Raw genomic sequence first — 15721 nt, forward strand, 5'->3', positions numbered from 1 at the left:
GGTAAGAACGGCTTCAGAAAAAAAGACGATAAAATGTTATCGCCTGTACGCCTGCTATAACGAGGAATACAATAACAACAATTTCTATAATTCCCAATTGATAGGCTGTCGTTTCGATTCGTCCGATAGCTGCATCTTTTACGCCCCCTTGCGCAACGATAAAAAGTTTGTGCGGTTCTATGTAACCTGTCTGGATGATGAGAATAATGAAAGCAAACCTTACCCCAACTGGCCCATAAAGCTCGAAGCGGTGAAGGTGGATAGGCTGGGCTGGACCTTGAGTAGAGAATCGAATACAGCGGCGAAGTAGGTGGTTGGTTGACAAAGTTGACGGAGTTGATAAGGTTGACAAGTTAACAAGTTGAAGGAGTTATTGAGTTGCTTTTGATGATTATAAGTGCCTGGTTGCCAGTTACAGGTTTCAGTTTCCAGGGTTTGAAATATTTTGAGGCTCCTTTTTAAAAAAAGGGGCCTTTTTTATTGCCTGATCCTGAGGCCCCTGAGCGGAGTGGAAGGGTCGAAAGATCTGAGTAAGGCGTCGGGCGTAGTTTAGATGCCAGATCCCCGAAAAACCACCACCTACCGCCTGGCAACCTATACCACCAATTCCCCCTACCTTCACCTCTATCAACCATGTCAACTCTATCAACTTTTTCAACCAACCCACCTATATCAACTAATAACCACCTTACTACCACTTGTTAACTTGCAACTGGATGATCCACAATCTACAAAGTGGGACAATCCACATTCCCCCTAAATCTCTACCTTTGCCCTCACCACAATAAATAATAACATTAAACAAAATTCGATATGCCTGGCTTTGAACTTTTTGGCGCCGATGAACGCAAACATGTAAACGATGTAATGGAAACCGGTATCCTGATGCGATTTGGTTTTGATGGTGCCCGTAAAGGGATCTGGAAAGCAAAGGAACTGGAAGCTGCGATCAGCAAAAAATTTGGTTGTCAGTATACTCACCTCGTATCCAGCGGTACCACCGCCCTTACAACAGTAATGAGCGCGTTGGGAATTGGGTATGGCGATGAAGTGATTATGCCCACCTTTACATTCGTGGCCAGTTTTGAGTGCATTATCAGTGTAGGCGCTGTTCCCGTGCTGGTGGATGTAGACGATACCCTTACCATGAATCCCGATGCCGTTCGCAAGGCCATTACGCCCAAAACAAAATGCGTGATGCCTGTGCATATGTGCGGCGCCTCGGCCGATATGGATGCCCTGAAACAGATCTGTAAAGAACATAATCTGTTGTTGCTCGAAGATGCCTGCCAAAGCTTTGGCGCTACTTATAAGGGAAAATACCTGGGAACGATGGGCGATGCCGGTACCTTCTCTTTCGATTTTGTAAAAACCGTAACCTGCGGCGAAGGCGGCGCTATTGTAACCAACCGCGAAGATATTTACATCGGCAGCGATGGGTTCAGCGATCATGGTCACGACCACAAAGGAGTTGACCGTGGCGCCGATCTGCATCCTTTTTTGGGTTATAATTTCCGCATTTCTGAATTACATGCCGCAGTTGGGTTGGCGCAATTCAACCGGTTAGATGAGTTTGTGACCAAACAACGCGCCGGTCATGCACAATTGAAAGCGGTGCTGGCCCAGGTGCCCGAGATCAGTTTCCGCCGCCTGCCCGATGAAGCCGGTGACAGCTGCACTTTCTTAAGCTGGTTCCTGCCAACAACCGAGTTAACACAAGCAGTTGTAGAAGAAATGAAAGCCCAGAATATCTGGGGTGGTAATTTCTACTGGTTCGATCACAACTGGCATTACATCCGCAAATGGGAGCACCTGAAAAAAGGCGTTACCCTCAATGCGCTGCATCCCGAGTATAAAGCAGCCATTCTGGCCCAGGCCAATAAAGATTTCCCGGCCAGTGATGCGGTAATGAGCCGTGGTATCACCACCCAGATCGCGCTGATGCCTACAGAACAGCAATGGAAAGAAAAAGGAGAAAAAATTGTAAGTGCAGTTAAAAAAGTACTGGCTGCACAAAAGATATCGGCCTGATAATAATTTTAAAATTAGGCTTGCGTTTAGAAGGTGATTGCCTCACGGTGATCACCTTCTAAACTTTACAAAACCGGCGTAATCAGAAAATGAAAAGAACCGTTATCACTATAAAAACAAGCATCTCCCTTTGCCTGGTTGTATTAATAGTATTGGCCAGTTGTAAAAGTCAGGATTCCACTTCCGATGGGGTCAACAATGTGAGCGATTCTGTCCGAAAAGCGCAGGATCACGTAGACAGCCTCAGAAAGACCCACTATTTGAATAACGACCTCTCCATTATTTTCCTGGACGCCACTTCCTGGATCATGAAAACCCAAATGGCTATGACCAGGGCTGAAATAGCGGGCAATAAAAAACAAATGGTCGATAGCCTGGTCATTAACAGCACCACAGGCGATACCTTATGTTTAACCTTGCGCAGAATGTATGAAGCAGGCGCTGTATTTGCCACAAGCTATGCCGAAAAAGACCAGTACCGGGCCATGCGCGAGCCAGACAGTTCTAAGTTATGGCTACAGAAATACTTCAAAGGAAATACGCCTACGCAGGCACTTACTACATTGCAGAAGTTTCAGAATGATGCTACGGTGATTAATAAGATAGTGAGGAGGTAGTTGACCAGTTGATCAGTTGACGAGTTAACAAGTTAACAGGTTGACGAAGGATTTTAGTGAAGAAAAATTTGACTAGGGTGGACAGTAATAACTGATAGTTTCCAGGTGAGATCTGAGTTTTTGCGGTCATTAGCCTTGTCGCGAGCCCTTTCACGTTTCACGTTTGCCGTTTCACGATTTGCCTCACTTCCCCTCCAGCCTATTCACATAATCTAAAGACCCCAATCGAAACCTAAGCGGAACTTTAGTGGCTTTCTCAAACAATAACTCCTTTTTGCAAAAAAAGCCAAACTGTTGGGTGTAACAGTTGTTACTTATAGTATTAACCACCGTTGGGGCCTGAAATACAGGCGGAACGGCCATTTTGGGGCGGCTTAGCCCATGAAAATCAATTGTTAGTAACTTTTTCGGCAAATTATACATAGAAATAGGCGCCACCCTGGCGGGAGAAAATAACACCCTGTCCAATGTTATATTTACCTGATTTTGAGCCGAAATTGTCCCTGCCTGAAAACAAAAAGCCGCAAACGCAATAATTTTATAAAATCGTTTCACAACGTTGATTACATTTGTCTGTAAATTTACGGCCTGATTTTTGTGGTTGCCGCGAATTTTTGTTAAATTTTCAAGCGACTAATCGAAATAAAATATTGACGCACATGGCATTGAGTCAAAGTTTACAGCAAAAGCTATTACAAAAACTTTCTCCACAGCAGATTCAGCTGATGAAACTGCTGCAGGTGCCTACGGCTAATCTGGAAGAACGGATCAAGGAAGAGCTGGAAGAAAATCCCGCTTTGGAAGTGTCTGAAGAATCTCACGACGAATATGATACCGAGACGAAAGATGAATTCGACAGCAGCGATGAAGAGGATTTTGATGTAGATGGCAGTGAGGATGAATATGGTAATATCGACATTAGCGAATACGTAGGCGACGAAGATGGAGAAATAGCTGATTACAAATTGCGGGATGATAACTATCCCGAAATGGATGAAAAGAAAGTTGTTCCATATAAAATAGAAACGTCTTTTCATGAACACCTGCTGGGTCAGTTGGGCATGATGAAGATGACTGACAATGAACGCAGGATCGCGGAACAAATAGTAGGCAGTATTGACGATGATGGTTACCTGCGCCGTGAAACGGTTGCCATTGTTGATGATCTGGCATTCCGCCAGAATATTGAAACCAACGAACAGGAAGTAGAGAAGGTGATCAAAATGGTTCAACAATTTGATCCAGCCGGTGTAGCCGCACGCGATCTGCAGGAATGTTTGTTATTGCAATTATATCGGCAACAACGGCTGGGCAAGAACGTAGATAGAGCCATCGACGTGCTCACCGATTATTTCGATGAGTTTACCAAAAAGCACTACGATAAAATTCAGCGTGGATTGAACCTCGATGATGTTGGGTTGAAAGATGTGATAAACCAGATCATCAGGCTTACCCCCAAGCCCGGCGGTAATCATTACGACATCAACAAGGCCGAAAGCTATGTAGTGCCCGACTTCTTTGTATATAATAACGGCGGCAAGCTGGAACTTACCTTAAACTCCAAGAACGCACCCGACTTGCGTATCAGCGAAGGCTATCGCGATATGCTGCGGGAATACGATAAAGGCAGCAAAAAAGATAAGCGGCAAAAAGAAGCCGTGCTGTTCATAAAACAAAAGATAGATGCGGCCAAGTGGTTCATAGATGCCATTAAACAGCGCCAGCATACGCTGAGCAGTGTAATGGAAACCATCATGACCTATCAACGGGAGTTTTTCTTCACCGGTGATGAAACTACCATGAAGCCTATGATCCTGAAAGATATTGCCGAACGCACGGGCCTCGATATCTCCACGGTGAGCCGGGTAGCCAACAGCAAATTTGTACAAACAGAGTTTGGTACTTACCGGTTGAAATTCTTCTTTAGTGAATCGCTCAGTACCGATAGCGGGGAAGAAGTATCTACCCGGGAGGTAAAAAAGATCCTCAGCGATCTCATAGAAGGAGAAAGCAAAAAGAAACCGTTGAGCGACGAAAAACTCACTGAGCTATTGCAGGAAAAAGGTTATAATATTGCACGCCGAACCGTTGCCAAGTACCGCGAACAATTGAACATTCCGGTGGCCCGGTTACGGAAAGAACTGTAATAGCAAACTTTTTATGTCAACAACACCGGTTACTGCTGTACCTCCACAACAACCAGCGCCCATCAGGGTATTGGCGCATTTGTTTTCCTATATTTTTCATCCGTTGTTTATACCCGCGTATGTAACCGCTTATTTGTTGTTTGTTGATCCCTATTCGTTTGCCGGGGTCAACTATAAATACAAATTGTTCCGGCTTATTTCCGTTTTTTTTAATACAGCCCTCATTCCGGGGTTTGCCGTGTTTTTAATGTGGCGGTTGAAGCTGATACAATCCATGCAATTGCGCACGCAGAAAGAAAGAATAATTCCCTATGCCGCGGCCATGATCTTTTACTTCTGGGCCTGGTACGTTTTCCATAACCAGAAAGATAACCCGCAGGCGTTTCTTGATTTTCTATTGGGGTCCTTTTTAGGAGTTTGTGCCGCCTGGTTTTTGAATATTATTGCGAAAGTGAGTATGCATGCCATTGGCGTGGGTGGACTGGCGACTTTCTTCTTATTGCAGGCATTTAATCAACAGGATGTTACCGGCGTTTATTTCTCTCTTGCGTTATTTATTGCCGGAATAGTTTGCACCTCCCGCCTGATAGTTTCAGATCATTCACAGAAAGAAATTTACATGGGCTTTGTAGCCGGCGCCTTATGCCAGTTACTCGCCGTATGGTTACAATAAAAGAGAAAGGCTCCCTGATTTATGGGGAGCCTTTCTCTTTTATTGTTAAAATAACTATCCATTCAATACTTTAGACTTGGTGATATAACTTTTGGTAGGATGATAAATAAATAAGCAGGTGCCATCCTTGATTTTTTCAATCACTTCTTCGGTTTCATCTGCAGGAAGCGCAGGGCAGCCATAACTACGGCCATTCATGGCGGCGCGGCTTAAATAATCTTCACCAACGTAGTAGGAGCCGTGAATGACGATGTTCCGTTTGTCGGCTTTGTCGTTGATATTTTTTTCCAGCCCTTCAATTTTTAAAGACAGGCCATGGCTACCATAATAAGTATTGCTGGTTACATAAAAGCCAAGACTGCTTTTGTGCGAGTCGGGATTATTGGAGAATGACTTTGCAAATTCGCCACCTGAATTGCGGCCATGCGCTACAAAGGTATTGATCAGCACTTTCTTTTCTGCCATATCGATTACATAGAATCTTTTCTGGCGCGACGACTGACTGAAGTCGCAGATGGAAAGCACTTCATTCTTCACGATCTTTCCTTTTTCCACCAGGTATTTATACCCCTTCAATGCATATTCAAAGGCTGGCATTGAAAGGCCGTAGCTTTTCAGGTCCATTACATTATACAGATCCAGGGCTTCTTCAGCCAGTTTTTGAGCTTTCGATTTTTTAACAACCGCCTTAAGAGATGCATAAACAGGAACGGGATTGGTTGAATTTACCGTAACTGGTTCCTTCGTTTCTTCTACGGCGCCCGATTTCACTGCCGGCGATACTGCCAAAAAGCACAACAACACACCCATTGACATTTTCTTATATGTCCGCTTCATAGGAATTTAAACTTCTAAAAGGATTAACAACTATTGTTTCACACGAATTACGCCATTTAACGAAGGTTTTCGAAAATTATTTTCGTCGTTTTAGCCAAAAATGCCGTGTTTTCCGAAATTTCCCAAATAGTATGCAGATAGGAGTATTTCCTACTAGGGGTAATCGCTTAGTACTAAGTAAGTATCTGGATCACAGATCATTGAGGACCGGCGTGATCCCTTTTTTCTATGTTGAACTCGTTTGCGTAGATTTTTATGAGCACAAGGAAAAGTGATATTAGGATTGGTCCGAATATGAGGCCGATAAACCCGAAAAGCCCTACCCCGATAATAACCCCGAAACCGGTAATCAGGGGATGCACATCGCCAATGCGTTTCAGGATCACAAAACGGAACAGGTTATCAACTGTGCCTATAACGCCAAACCCATATATAAGCATAAAGATGCCTTTGGTGGTATGGCCGTTAGCAAAAAATAACAGTCCAACAGGTACATAGGCAATGGCTGCGCCCAGAATAGGCAGCATACTGGTAATGCAGGTGATCACAAACCAGAACCAGGGTTCATTCACACCCAGGATCAGGTAACCGATCAACCCAACTATTCCCTGTAATATGGCAATAAGGGGTATACCAATAGCATTCGAATATACCATGGTGTTAAGTTCCCGCCGCAACAACAGGGTGTTCTCATCTTTAAGCGGTACCCAGTCGTAAAAGTTCGATTCCATTTTACGGCCTTCTACCAGCATGAAGTATAATATAAAGTACATGATCACAATAGCGGTAAGTGTATCGAATGCCCCGCCAAGGATCTTGGGAACGGTTTCTCCCGTCCAGGAAGTTATTTTGTTCAGGTTGGCGTCAGTGAGAATGTTTATTTTATATTGACCTTCCAGTTTTCCAATATATCCCTTCAGGCTCGCCAGCACTTCCTGCGAGTGTTGCATGGCAAAAGCAACTTTTGAAGAGAGCATATTCACCACCAGGAAAATGGGCAGCAGAATAACCAGGAATGATAACAGCATGAGTACGGAAGCCGCCAGACTTTTTTTCCATTTATAGCGCCCCTGTAAAACAAACATCCCATTACGCAGTAATACGTATAATGTATAGGCTCCCAGAAAAGCCGGTATCAGGCTTTTTAACTGGTTAAATAATACTAAGCCGAGAATAATAATGGTGGCTAAAATAAGAACCTGCCGGATGGCATTGTTGGGTATTTGCTGCTTCATGCTGGTTGTAACTTAACGAATTAACCAGTAATTGCAAAAGCTATTCCGCCAAAAATGAAAAGCCCCGCCCTGTATGAACCAGAACGGGGCTATTTAATAAAGAGGCTGTTATATTTTAACTTTCTTCCATTTGCCTTTTCTAAAGAGGATGATACCGGCAATGGTAATGCCCGTTTCAGCCAGCACAATAGCGATAAATACGCCTTTGGGTCCCAGCTTAAACACCATGGCCAGCAAAAATGCCAGCGGCACCTGGAACATCCAGAAACCAAAGATGTTGATTAATGTGGGGGTGCGGGTATCACCGGCGCCATTAAAGGCATTGGTAACAACCATCCCTACACCGAAAAATATATAACCCAGGCTCATGATGCGTAAGGCCATTACCGCATAGCTTTCAACGGTAACATCCTTGTTCATGAATGCCACTATTGGTTGGGCAAACAGCATAAACACCAACGTTACAAAGATCATAAAGATGGTATTGTATTTAGCGGTACGCCATACCGATTGTTCGGCCCGCTCCGGTTGCTGCGCACCCAGGTTTTGACCAACCAGCGTGGCTGCAGCATTGCTCATTCCCCAGGCGGGCAATAAGAAGAACATGATCAACCGGATGGCTACGCCATAACCGGCAACAGCAGTATCACCAAACTCAGCCATTATACGGGCCAGCACCATCCAGCTGGCAGAGGCGATGAGAAATTGCGCAGTACCCGTCCAGGCAATATTCGAAATAGATTTAATGATCGGCCAGTCGGGAACAAAATCCTGCCTTCTTACTTTGATCACCCGTTTACCGCTGAATAAATGATAGAGTTGGAAAAGAACCCCAATACCGCGGCCGATAGTAGTGGCCATAGCGGCGCCTGTAATGCCAAAACCAGGAATGGGTCCCAACCCATATATCAGAACCGGGCATAGAATGATATTACAGATATTGGCGATCCATAAAGAGCGCATAGCCATCGACGCATCACCGGCGCCCCTGAAAATACCATTTATCAGAAACAGTAACATTATGACTATGCTACCACCATAAACAATGCGGGTGTAATTGGTGCCAATGCGAACGGTTTCGGCAGAAGCACCCATCAATTTCAGCACGTTGGGCGCAAAAAATAAACCGATGGAGCTAATAACGGCTGTAAACAGGAATGCAATTATCAGTGATTGCATCCCGGCTTTTGAGGCCGCTTCAGGATTCTTTTCACCGATGCGGCGCGCTACCAGGGCGGTAGCAGCCATGCTTAAACCAATAGCCAGTGAATAAACAATGGTAAGCACCGACTCGGTAAGCACCACTGTTGACACCGCTTCGTTTTTGCCAAGATGACCTACGAAGTAAATATCTACCACCGCAAAAACCGACTCCATGCACATTTCAAGGATCATGGGTACAGCCAGTAAAAAAACGGCACGGCGAATACTGCCCTGTGTATAATCCTGCTCCTGGCTCGATAACGCCAGTTTAAATAAAGAGAAAAAAGATTTGATACGCATAGTACCTATGTTGGGTGTTTGGTCCGACATACAAAATGCTGTTTTAACAGGTAATACAATAAAGGAAACGGAAGCGCTGCAAGCGCTATCAAAAAGGTGTAGAGGATCTTTAAATGTTCGTGGAACATGCCTGATGCTGCAGCGAACTGAGTCTTAAAACTTCATAAGCATAAAATTGAAGAAGAGCAAAGGTAGACAATGCAGGTAAAAGCCAAAACTTTTTTTGCCTTCAAGACGCCATGATGCAAATATTATCCGATGAAACCGGATTTTTCCGGGACTGAATCAGTAAGCATTTTTTAATTTTTAAATTAGACCGATCGGTTTAATTTTGTGGGGTGACAAAAGCAGAAAAAACAAAAGAGTTCATTATTGCCAAAGCCGCTCCCCTTTTTAATAAGAAGGGTTATGCAGGCACTTCCATGAGCGATATTATGAAAGCTACCGGTCTGGCCAAAGGGGGCTTGTACGGTAATTTTGAAAGCAAGGATGAAATTGCCGCCCTGGCATTTGAATACTCCTATAACCAGTTAAAAGAAGATATTGGCCAGAAAATAAAGTCTAAAAAGACAGGCGTTGAAAAGCTGCAAACCATTTTTCTGTATTATAAAAACTACACCGTTGCACCATCAATTGAAGGCGGTTGCCCATTACTGAATACCGCTGTTGATGCCGATGATGCCTATCCTTTTTTAAAAAAGAAAGCGCGGCTGGCGCTGCAGGAAATGCTGGGCTCTCTGCAACATATTTTAAAAAAAGGCATACAGGAAGGATCCTTCAGAAGCGATCTGAATGTAAAGAAAGAAGCCGAATTGATCTTTGCCCAAATTGAAGGCGGTATTATGATGGCCAAGGTGCTCGACGAGGTAACGGTGCTGAACAGGTTACTGGAAAGTCTTAAACACCGCATGGAAACAGAATATATGAACCATCCATAAAACAGTACATATGCAATTGAAAACATTTTATACAGTACGATTTAGTGATTGCGATCCACTGGGACATTTGAACAATGCCCGGTACATCGATTATATGTTGAATGCGCGTGAAGACCACCTGAAACAATATTACAACATAACCCTGTCTGAATACCATAAGCAGGGATTGGCCTGGGTAACCCGCAGCCATAATATCCAATACCTGCGCCCGGTTTTTTATAATGAGATCGTTTGTATCGAATCCCGGCTTATTGAATTGGGCGAATCGCACCTGCTGGTGGAATTATTGATGTTTGATGAAAAGCAGGAAACGCTGAAGGCTATTATGTGGACAAACTTTACCAGCGTAGACCTAAAAACAGGCCGCAGAAAAGAGCACCCTGCCTTCTTTATGGAATTTGCAGCCACCATGAAAGTTGAGGATGTGGATATACCCGCAGGCTTAAACGAAAGAATAAAAACGTTAAGGAATCCCGTTCAATAAACAAGGTAAGGCCCCATTATAAATAGGTCCGGATATTGAAAGCAATGGCGCTTTCGATTTCCGGACCTATCGTTTAAACTACATCTGTTAAGGAATTACTAATACCCACCGGTTCCCCTTTATCCCTACAACTACAACTTTCTTCTTAGCATTTCTTTAATAAACTTCCAGCCTTCAGCGCCTTCTATTATACAAAGCAACACGCTAATAACAAGTAATAAAAATATTCACCTTAAAAGCATTTTATATGAAAACGTTTTTTACCCTCACTACCATCATTCTGATAGTAATTGCCAGTTTAGTAAGTTTTGTATTATTTCAACATGGACATTATGCTTTCTCTGCACTGTTGGTACTGACCAGTTATTTATCAGCTGCATTGTGGATCTATGTATTGCAGACGAAGAAAGTGGTATTGAGCTAAACAAGCGCTTCTTTCAGTCATAACATAAGGGTATAAGGGAACTGGTATTTACCGGTTCCTTTTTTTATGTTTTAAGATACCGAAGGTGAGAACGTGTAGTTACCTGCCAGCTTTCTGTTCTACCTCATTGCCTAATTCAGGTTCGGCAGTAATAAACCAGCGGGGTAATTCCTGCTCATGTAATTTCCAGTGATTGGTTGAATCCCGGGCAAGTGTTGCCGTAATCAGTCGCCCGCTGCTGTCAACAACAGAAATATGGAAGTAAATGGCCACTGAGTTGATGCGAAGAAAATGAAACTCCCGTTCCTGCCCGTCGGCACATAAAATGGTAGTTGAAAAGTCTTTTTCCATATTCAGCTTTTTAACCCAGTACAAAGGTGCACAATAATCTGTCCATTATGGCCTGAAATCGGGTTAAAAAGTGATTGGAATTTCGCAAGATGTTGTAAAATAGATATTTATCTAGTCTGGTTAAGTTATATGTTTTCTCCACAGAAAAGCCGCCTGCCTGTTTTTACAGTAAAATCGTAGCAATTATTCTACCTAAAAAATCGTAAATTGATAGAGCTGTTACTAACTGTAGAAATCTCTTTACAAATTATCGTCCCCTTTCATTATTTCATCCTAATTACTTTTTGCCAAAAGCATGAAGAAGTCCATCATTGGCTGCTTGCTGCTGCTTATGCAATTATTTACCGCCCGGGCCGATCACATCACTGGCGGTGAAATGCATTATGCATTTACGGGCATCAGCAATGGGATGTACAACTATCAGGTCACCGCTAAATTATTTATGGATTGCTACAGTAACCGGCGGCTGCCTGATCCAGCTTACTTTGGCATTTTTAATAAAGGAACCGGTGCTCATATCAGGGACATTAGCATTCCAATGGCTCACCAGGATAGATTGACTTTGAGTAACCCTGGTCCCTGTATCACCAACCCGCCTTCTGTTTGTTATGATATTGGTTTTTATGATTTTAGTGTAAGCCTGCCCGCTTCTGCAGAAGGGTACCTTGTGGTTATACAGGTTGTATATCGCGTTCAGGGCATTAGCAATCTGACACCTGCCTATGGCAATATTGGGGCTACGTATACAGGTGAAATTCCGGGCAACGGAGTGGTGGCTTCGGGACCAGAAAACAGCAGCGCCCGTTTTAATGGTGATGATATGGTGGTGGTCTGCGCCAATAATTCATTCTCCTACAGCTTTGCGGCAGTAGATAACGACAACGACCAGCTGCGTTATTCATTTACCAATGCCTATATTGGCGGTTCAGGTGGCGGTGGGGTGAATTTTCCGCCGGCGTCGCCACCCTATTCCTCAGTGCCCTACGGTTCAACCTATGGGCCTGGCTCGCCTTTAGGTAGAAATGTAAAGATCAATGCCAATACGGGGATGATAACCGGCGTAGCGCCGGGCGAAGGCGTTTATGTGGTAACGGTGCAGGTGGAAGAAATCCGAAACGGCGTTGTTATTGCCGTCCAACGAAAAGACCTGCAGATCCGCATCACAGCCTGCACCATTGCATCGGCTAGCATACCGCCCGATTACATGCTTTGCAGGAATTCACAAACTATAACGCTCGCCAATTTGAGTAACAGTCCGCTTATTACCTCCACCACCTGGGAGTTGATGGATAACAAAGGGGTTACTGTGTTCAACTCAAACGACGCCATTACCAGTTACACGTTTCCCGATACAGGCGTTTATACCGTAAAACTGGTGATCAATCGCAATCAGCAATGTTCTGATTCAACCAGCTCGCAGGCCTATGTATATCCCGGCTTTACACCCGATTTTGCCGTGAATGGCATTTGCTTTAAAAAGCCAACGCAGTTTTTAGATGCATCGGTTCCTGCATATGGCCATGTAGATTCCTGGGAATGGAATTTTGGCGATAGAACCGGGAGCGATGTATCGTTGCAAGCCTCGCCCACTTATACCTATCAGTCGATGGGTGTTAAAAACGTACAACTGATTGCTACCAGCACAAAAGGCTGTCGCGATACAACGGTTAAAAATATTTCCATCGTTGATAAACCGCCTTTGTCACTGGCTTTTCGGGATACCCTCATTTGCATTCCCGATGCGCTTCAGCTGCAGGCCATTGGCAATGGTGTTTTCAGCTGGTGGCCCATTACTGCCATGGTGAATGAAAATACAGCCATCCCAACGGTGGATCCGGTGACCACCACGAATTATACGGTTCAACTCGATGACAATGGCTGCATCAATCGCGACTCGGTACGGGTGCGCGTAGTGGACCATGTAAACCTGCTGGCAATGAATGATACCACCATTTGCCAGGGCGATACGGTTCGTTTGCATGTGCAGTCAGACGGGTTGAAATATAGCTGGACGCCCGCTAACCAGGTGTTGAATGAAACCGCTGCCAATCCTCATGTGGTAACAAGGTCCAATACAAATTATCAAGTAACTGCCAGCATTGGCAGTTGCAAGGCCAAAGATCAGGTACTGGTTACAGCCGTGCCTTACCCGGTGGCGGATGCCGGTCCGGACACTACTATTTGTTTTGCAACAAAAGCGCAATTGCTGGGCAGTACTGAAGCTATCCGGTACCTATGGTTGCCGGCGCCCACATTAAGCAATATCGACATCCTGAACCCGGTGGCTTCCCCAAAAACAACAACAGCCTATGTGCTTTCTGCCTATGATAATAAAGGCTGTCCCAAGCCCGGGTATGATACTGTTGTGGTTAAAGTATTACCCGAGGTAAAACCATTTGCAGGCAGGGATACGGCAGTAGTGGTAGATCAATTGTTGCAATTACAGGCAGGCGGCGGTAAAACCTATAAATGGATCCCGGCCACCAATTTATCGAACTCTGCCATTGCCAACCCCACAGCAATCTATGCCACGCCTTCCACTGGAATTATCTATAAAGTGCTGGTTTTTAACGAAGCCAGTTGTGTTGATTCCGCTTACATAAAAGTGAAAGTATTTCAAACCCTGCCTACGGTTTTTGTGCCCAATGCATTTACTCCTAATAGCGATGGAAAGAACGATCTGTTGCGCCCGATTGCAGTAGGGATAGCGCACATAGACTATTTCGAGATATTTAATCGTTGGGGCCAACTGGTGTTCAGAACTTCTGCCAACGAACATGGCTGGGATGGAACTATTGGTGGAAAAATACAGCCCACAGGCACCTATGTGTGGATGGTAAAAGCCGTTGATTACACCGGCGCACAATACATGCAACGCGGAACGATAGTTTTAATAAGATGAAATTTTACCCCGCAACCTGTTTCCAATCCATAGAGAAAACATTGTTCAGGCAAACGCACAGTTCACTGATGCGGGTGGGCTTGGTTAAGAAAAAATGGGCGCCCAGCTGCATAATTTCCTGTTTGTCTTTATGGTTGCTGCTGGTAGTATAAATTATGAGTGGAACGGTTGAATACCGGGGAAGCTTTTTAATTTCTATCAAACACTCTTTGCCATTTAATTTTGGCATATTCAGATCAAGGAAAATAAAATCGGGGAAGGGAACGGTTTCGTCTTTTAAATGTTTTAATGCCATTTCTCCGTTGTTGGCATAAAAGCACTCAAAGGGAATATTTAAGTCCTTCATGGCCTCATTAATGAACAACTGATCATCTTCATCATCATCAATAATAAAAAGGGTTTTAGTCTTGTTCATGAGGTGGTTAATAATTGATAAAATTACCAATTTTCAGGGGTATTTTCCCTTTGACAGCATATTTTAATCTCACAATAAGTATAAAGTTTAGGCAATACGTATCCCGGGTTGCTAAAATTTGCAATAGCCTCTGTTTGTACCGGTAACAAATGCAGGAATTTGCATGGCCCATAAAATTGTTTTTGAAATAGTAACTTCAGCCCTGCGATACCGACGGCAAACAATTTTCTTTTCCCGCCGGTTAAACCAACGATTCTACAATCAGATGAAAAAAAATACGAAACGCCTGTTTATTGTTTCATTGCTGTTGCCTGTATGGATGCATGCACAAAAACCAGGTTCAAATGGTGCCATGCACCGTGAATACTTTGTAAATGCTATGGTTCGCATAGCAGATCCAATGTTAACGGCACTGAGCAAAAACGAACTGAAAAAGAAAATGCCGGTAGAAGCCAAAACCAACGACCGGCAAAATTTTACCTACCTCGAAGCATTTGGGCGTTTACTGGCCGGTATGGCGCCCTGGCTTGAACTGGGAGCTGACAGCAGCGCGGAAGGAAAGCTGCGCAAAAAATACATCGACCTGTCGGTGACAGGCATTCGCAATGCAACCGATCCTGCAGCGCCTGATTACATGAATTTTTATAAAGGCGGTCAGGCCCTGGTGGATGCGGCATTTTTGTCGCAGGCCCTGCTGCGCGCGCCCAACCAGTTATGGGGCCGTCTCGATGATAAAACAAAAAAAAATGTGCTCGAAGCCCTGAGATCATCCCGGATAATAACACCAGGCCATAGCAACTGGCTTTTTTTCAGCGCCATGGTAGAAGCCGCCCTGTTGCAGTTTGAAGGCAGCTGCGATAAAATGCGCATAGATTATGCCGTTCAACAACATTTGCAATGGTATAAAGGCGATGGGGCTTATGGCGACGGCGCAAGTTTTCACTGGGATTATTACAACAGCTTTGTTATTCAGCCCATGTTCCTGGAAGTATTGCAAACGCTCATCAACAGCGGTCAGAATGAAAATAAAACCTACGAACTGGAATTGACCCGTGCCCGGCGCTATGCGGCCATCCAGGAACGCCTCATTTCTCCTGAAGGAACTTATCCGGTCATCGGGCGCTCGCTCGCATACCGTTTTGGCGCGTTCCAATTATTATCAAA

General features: G+C 44.3%; 14 protein-coding genes and 1 pseudogene. 10 read left to right on the forward strand and 5 right to left on the reverse strand.

The genetic code is table 11. The annotated features are described in order from the left end of the window. The 5 genes and pseudogenes from ACJ751_RS18970 to ACJ751_RS18990 form a co-directional block, all read left to right on the forward strand. Positions 1-310: pseudogene (locus ACJ751_RS18970) on the forward strand (hypothetical protein); the annotation flags it as partial. Between the two features lie 503 nt (positions 311-813). Next, positions 814-2031, forward strand: a complete 1218-nt coding sequence (locus ACJ751_RS18975) for a DegT/DnrJ/EryC1/StrS family aminotransferase (RefSeq protein WP_407747092.1) — start codon at positions 814-816, stop codon at positions 2029-2031. 89 nt (positions 2032-2120) lie between these two features. Continuing rightward, entirely contained in the window at positions 2121-2648 is a 528-nt protein-coding gene (locus tag ACJ751_RS18980) for a hypothetical protein (RefSeq protein WP_407747093.1), read from the forward strand. 659 nt (positions 2649-3307) lie between these two features. Further along, entirely contained in the window at positions 3308-4795 is a 1488-nt protein-coding gene (gene rpoN, locus ACJ751_RS18985) for an RNA polymerase factor sigma-54 (RefSeq protein WP_407747094.1), read from the forward strand. Positions 4796-4808: 13 nt separating this feature from the next. Further along, positions 4809-5468: a hypothetical protein gene (locus ACJ751_RS18990; RefSeq protein WP_407747095.1), complete on the forward strand. Its 660-nt coding sequence runs from the start codon at positions 4809-4811 to the stop codon at positions 5466-5468. Between the two features lie 54 nt (positions 5469-5522). On the opposite strand, the gene ACJ751_RS18995 is transcribed toward ACJ751_RS18990, so the two are convergent. The 3 genes from ACJ751_RS18995 to ACJ751_RS19005 all read right to left on the reverse strand — a co-directional run bounded on the left by ACJ751_RS18995 (position 5523) and on the right by ACJ751_RS19005 (position 9073). Continuing rightward, positions 5523-6305 (reverse strand): murein L,D-transpeptidase catalytic domain family protein, encoded by a 783-nt coding sequence (locus ACJ751_RS18995; protein ID WP_407747096.1) that lies wholly within the window; start codon positions 6303-6305, stop codon positions 5523-5525. A 197-nt stretch (positions 6306-6502) separates the two neighbouring features. After that, the gene (locus ACJ751_RS19000) at positions 6503-7540 is read right to left on the reverse strand and encodes an AI-2E family transporter (RefSeq protein ID WP_407747097.1); all 1038 of its coding nucleotides are present in this window, start codon (positions 7538-7540) and stop codon (positions 6503-6505) included. Positions 7541-7648: 108 nt separating this feature from the next. After that, positions 7649-9073 carry an MATE family efflux transporter gene (locus ACJ751_RS19005; RefSeq protein ID WP_407747098.1) on the reverse strand — a complete coding sequence of 475 codons (1425 nt, stop codon included), beginning with the start codon at positions 9071-9073 and terminating at the stop codon, positions 7649-7651. A 308-nt stretch (positions 9074-9381) separates the two neighbouring features. Between ACJ751_RS19005 and ACJ751_RS19010 the strand changes: the two genes are divergently transcribed. The 3 genes from ACJ751_RS19010 (at position 9382) to ACJ751_RS19020 (ending at position 10889) form a co-directional block, all read left to right on the forward strand. Further along, the gene (locus ACJ751_RS19010) at positions 9382-9981 is read left to right on the forward strand and encodes a TetR/AcrR family transcriptional regulator (RefSeq protein WP_407747099.1); all 600 of its coding nucleotides are present in this window, start codon (positions 9382-9384) and stop codon (positions 9979-9981) included. 10 nt (positions 9982-9991) lie between these two features. Next, positions 9992-10465 carry an acyl-CoA thioesterase gene (locus ACJ751_RS19015; RefSeq protein ID WP_407747100.1) on the forward strand — a complete coding sequence of 158 codons (474 nt, stop codon included), beginning with the start codon at positions 9992-9994 and terminating at the stop codon, positions 10463-10465. A gap of 247 nt (positions 10466-10712) precedes the next feature. After that, the gene (locus ACJ751_RS19020; RefSeq protein ID WP_407747101.1) at positions 10713-10889 is read left to right on the forward strand and encodes a hypothetical protein; all 177 of its coding nucleotides are present in this window, start codon (positions 10713-10715) and stop codon (positions 10887-10889) included. Between the two features lie 99 nt (positions 10890-10988). On the opposite strand, the gene ACJ751_RS19025 is transcribed toward ACJ751_RS19020, so the two are convergent. After that, complete coding sequence (locus ACJ751_RS19025) at positions 10989-11240, reverse strand: hypothetical protein (RefSeq protein ID WP_407747102.1); 252 nt, start codon at positions 11238-11240, stop codon at positions 10989-10991. Positions 11241-11535: 295 nt separating this feature from the next. On the opposite strand from ACJ751_RS19025, the gene ACJ751_RS19030 reads away from it, so the two are divergent. Continuing rightward, positions 11536-14142 carry a gliding motility-associated C-terminal domain-containing protein gene (locus ACJ751_RS19030; protein WP_407747103.1) on the forward strand — a complete coding sequence of 869 codons (2607 nt, stop codon included), beginning with the start codon at positions 11536-11538 and terminating at the stop codon, positions 14140-14142. Positions 14143-14146: 4 nt separating this feature from the next. On the opposite strand, the gene ACJ751_RS19035 is transcribed toward ACJ751_RS19030, so the two are convergent. Further along, positions 14147-14557 (reverse strand): response regulator, encoded by a 411-nt coding sequence (locus ACJ751_RS19035; protein ID WP_407747104.1) that lies wholly within the window; start codon positions 14555-14557, stop codon positions 14147-14149. Positions 14558-14822: 265 nt separating this feature from the next. On the opposite strand from ACJ751_RS19035, the gene ACJ751_RS19040 reads away from it, so the two are divergent. After that, positions 14823-15721: DUF2264 domain-containing protein (locus ACJ751_RS19040; RefSeq protein ID WP_407747105.1), on the forward strand; the 899-nt coding region annotated here is incomplete at its 3' end.

Source organism: Niastella sp. (assembly GCF_045805085.1).
Classification (GTDB): domain Bacteria; phylum Bacteroidota; class Bacteroidia; order Chitinophagales; family Chitinophagaceae; genus Niastella.

What these genes read in the sequence shown, in the direction of transcription:
- ACJ751_RS19005 (WP_407747098.1), bottom strand. Translation starts at nt 9,073, where the DNA reads ATGTCGGACCAAACACCCAACATAGGTACTATGCGTATCAAATCTTTT.
- ACJ751_RS19025 (WP_407747102.1), bottom strand. Translation starts at nt 11,240, where the DNA reads ATGGAAAAAGACTTTTCAACTACCATTTTATGTGCCGACGGGCAGGAA.
- ACJ751_RS18975 (WP_407747092.1), top strand. Translation starts at nt 814, where the DNA reads ATGCCTGGCTTTGAACTTTTTGGCGCCGATGAACGCAAACATGTAAAC.
- ACJ751_RS19030 (WP_407747103.1), top strand. Translation starts at nt 11,536, where the DNA reads ATGAAGAAGTCCATCATTGGCTGCTTGCTGCTGCTTATGCAATTATTT.
- ACJ751_RS19000 (WP_407747097.1), bottom strand. Translation starts at nt 7,540, where the DNA reads ATGAAGCAGCAAATACCCAACAATGCCATCCGGCAGGTTCTTATTTTA.
- ACJ751_RS18990 (WP_407747095.1), top strand. Translation starts at nt 4,809, where the DNA reads ATGTCAACAACACCGGTTACTGCTGTACCTCCACAACAACCAGCGCCC.
- rpoN (WP_407747094.1), top strand. Translation starts at nt 3,308, where the DNA reads ATGGCATTGAGTCAAAGTTTACAGCAAAAGCTATTACAAAAACTTTCT.
- ACJ751_RS19020 (WP_407747101.1), top strand. Translation starts at nt 10,713, where the DNA reads ATGAAAACGTTTTTTACCCTCACTACCATCATTCTGATAGTAATTGCC.
- ACJ751_RS18995 (WP_407747096.1), bottom strand. Translation starts at nt 6,305, where the DNA reads ATGAAGCGGACATATAAGAAAATGTCAATGGGTGTGTTGTTGTGCTTT.
- ACJ751_RS18980 (WP_407747093.1), top strand. Translation starts at nt 2,121, where the DNA reads ATGAAAAGAACCGTTATCACTATAAAAACAAGCATCTCCCTTTGCCTG.
- ACJ751_RS19015 (WP_407747100.1), top strand. Translation starts at nt 9,992, where the DNA reads ATGCAATTGAAAACATTTTATACAGTACGATTTAGTGATTGCGATCCA.
- ACJ751_RS19035 (WP_407747104.1), bottom strand. Translation starts at nt 14,557, where the DNA reads ATGAACAAGACTAAAACCCTTTTTATTATTGATGATGATGAAGATGAT.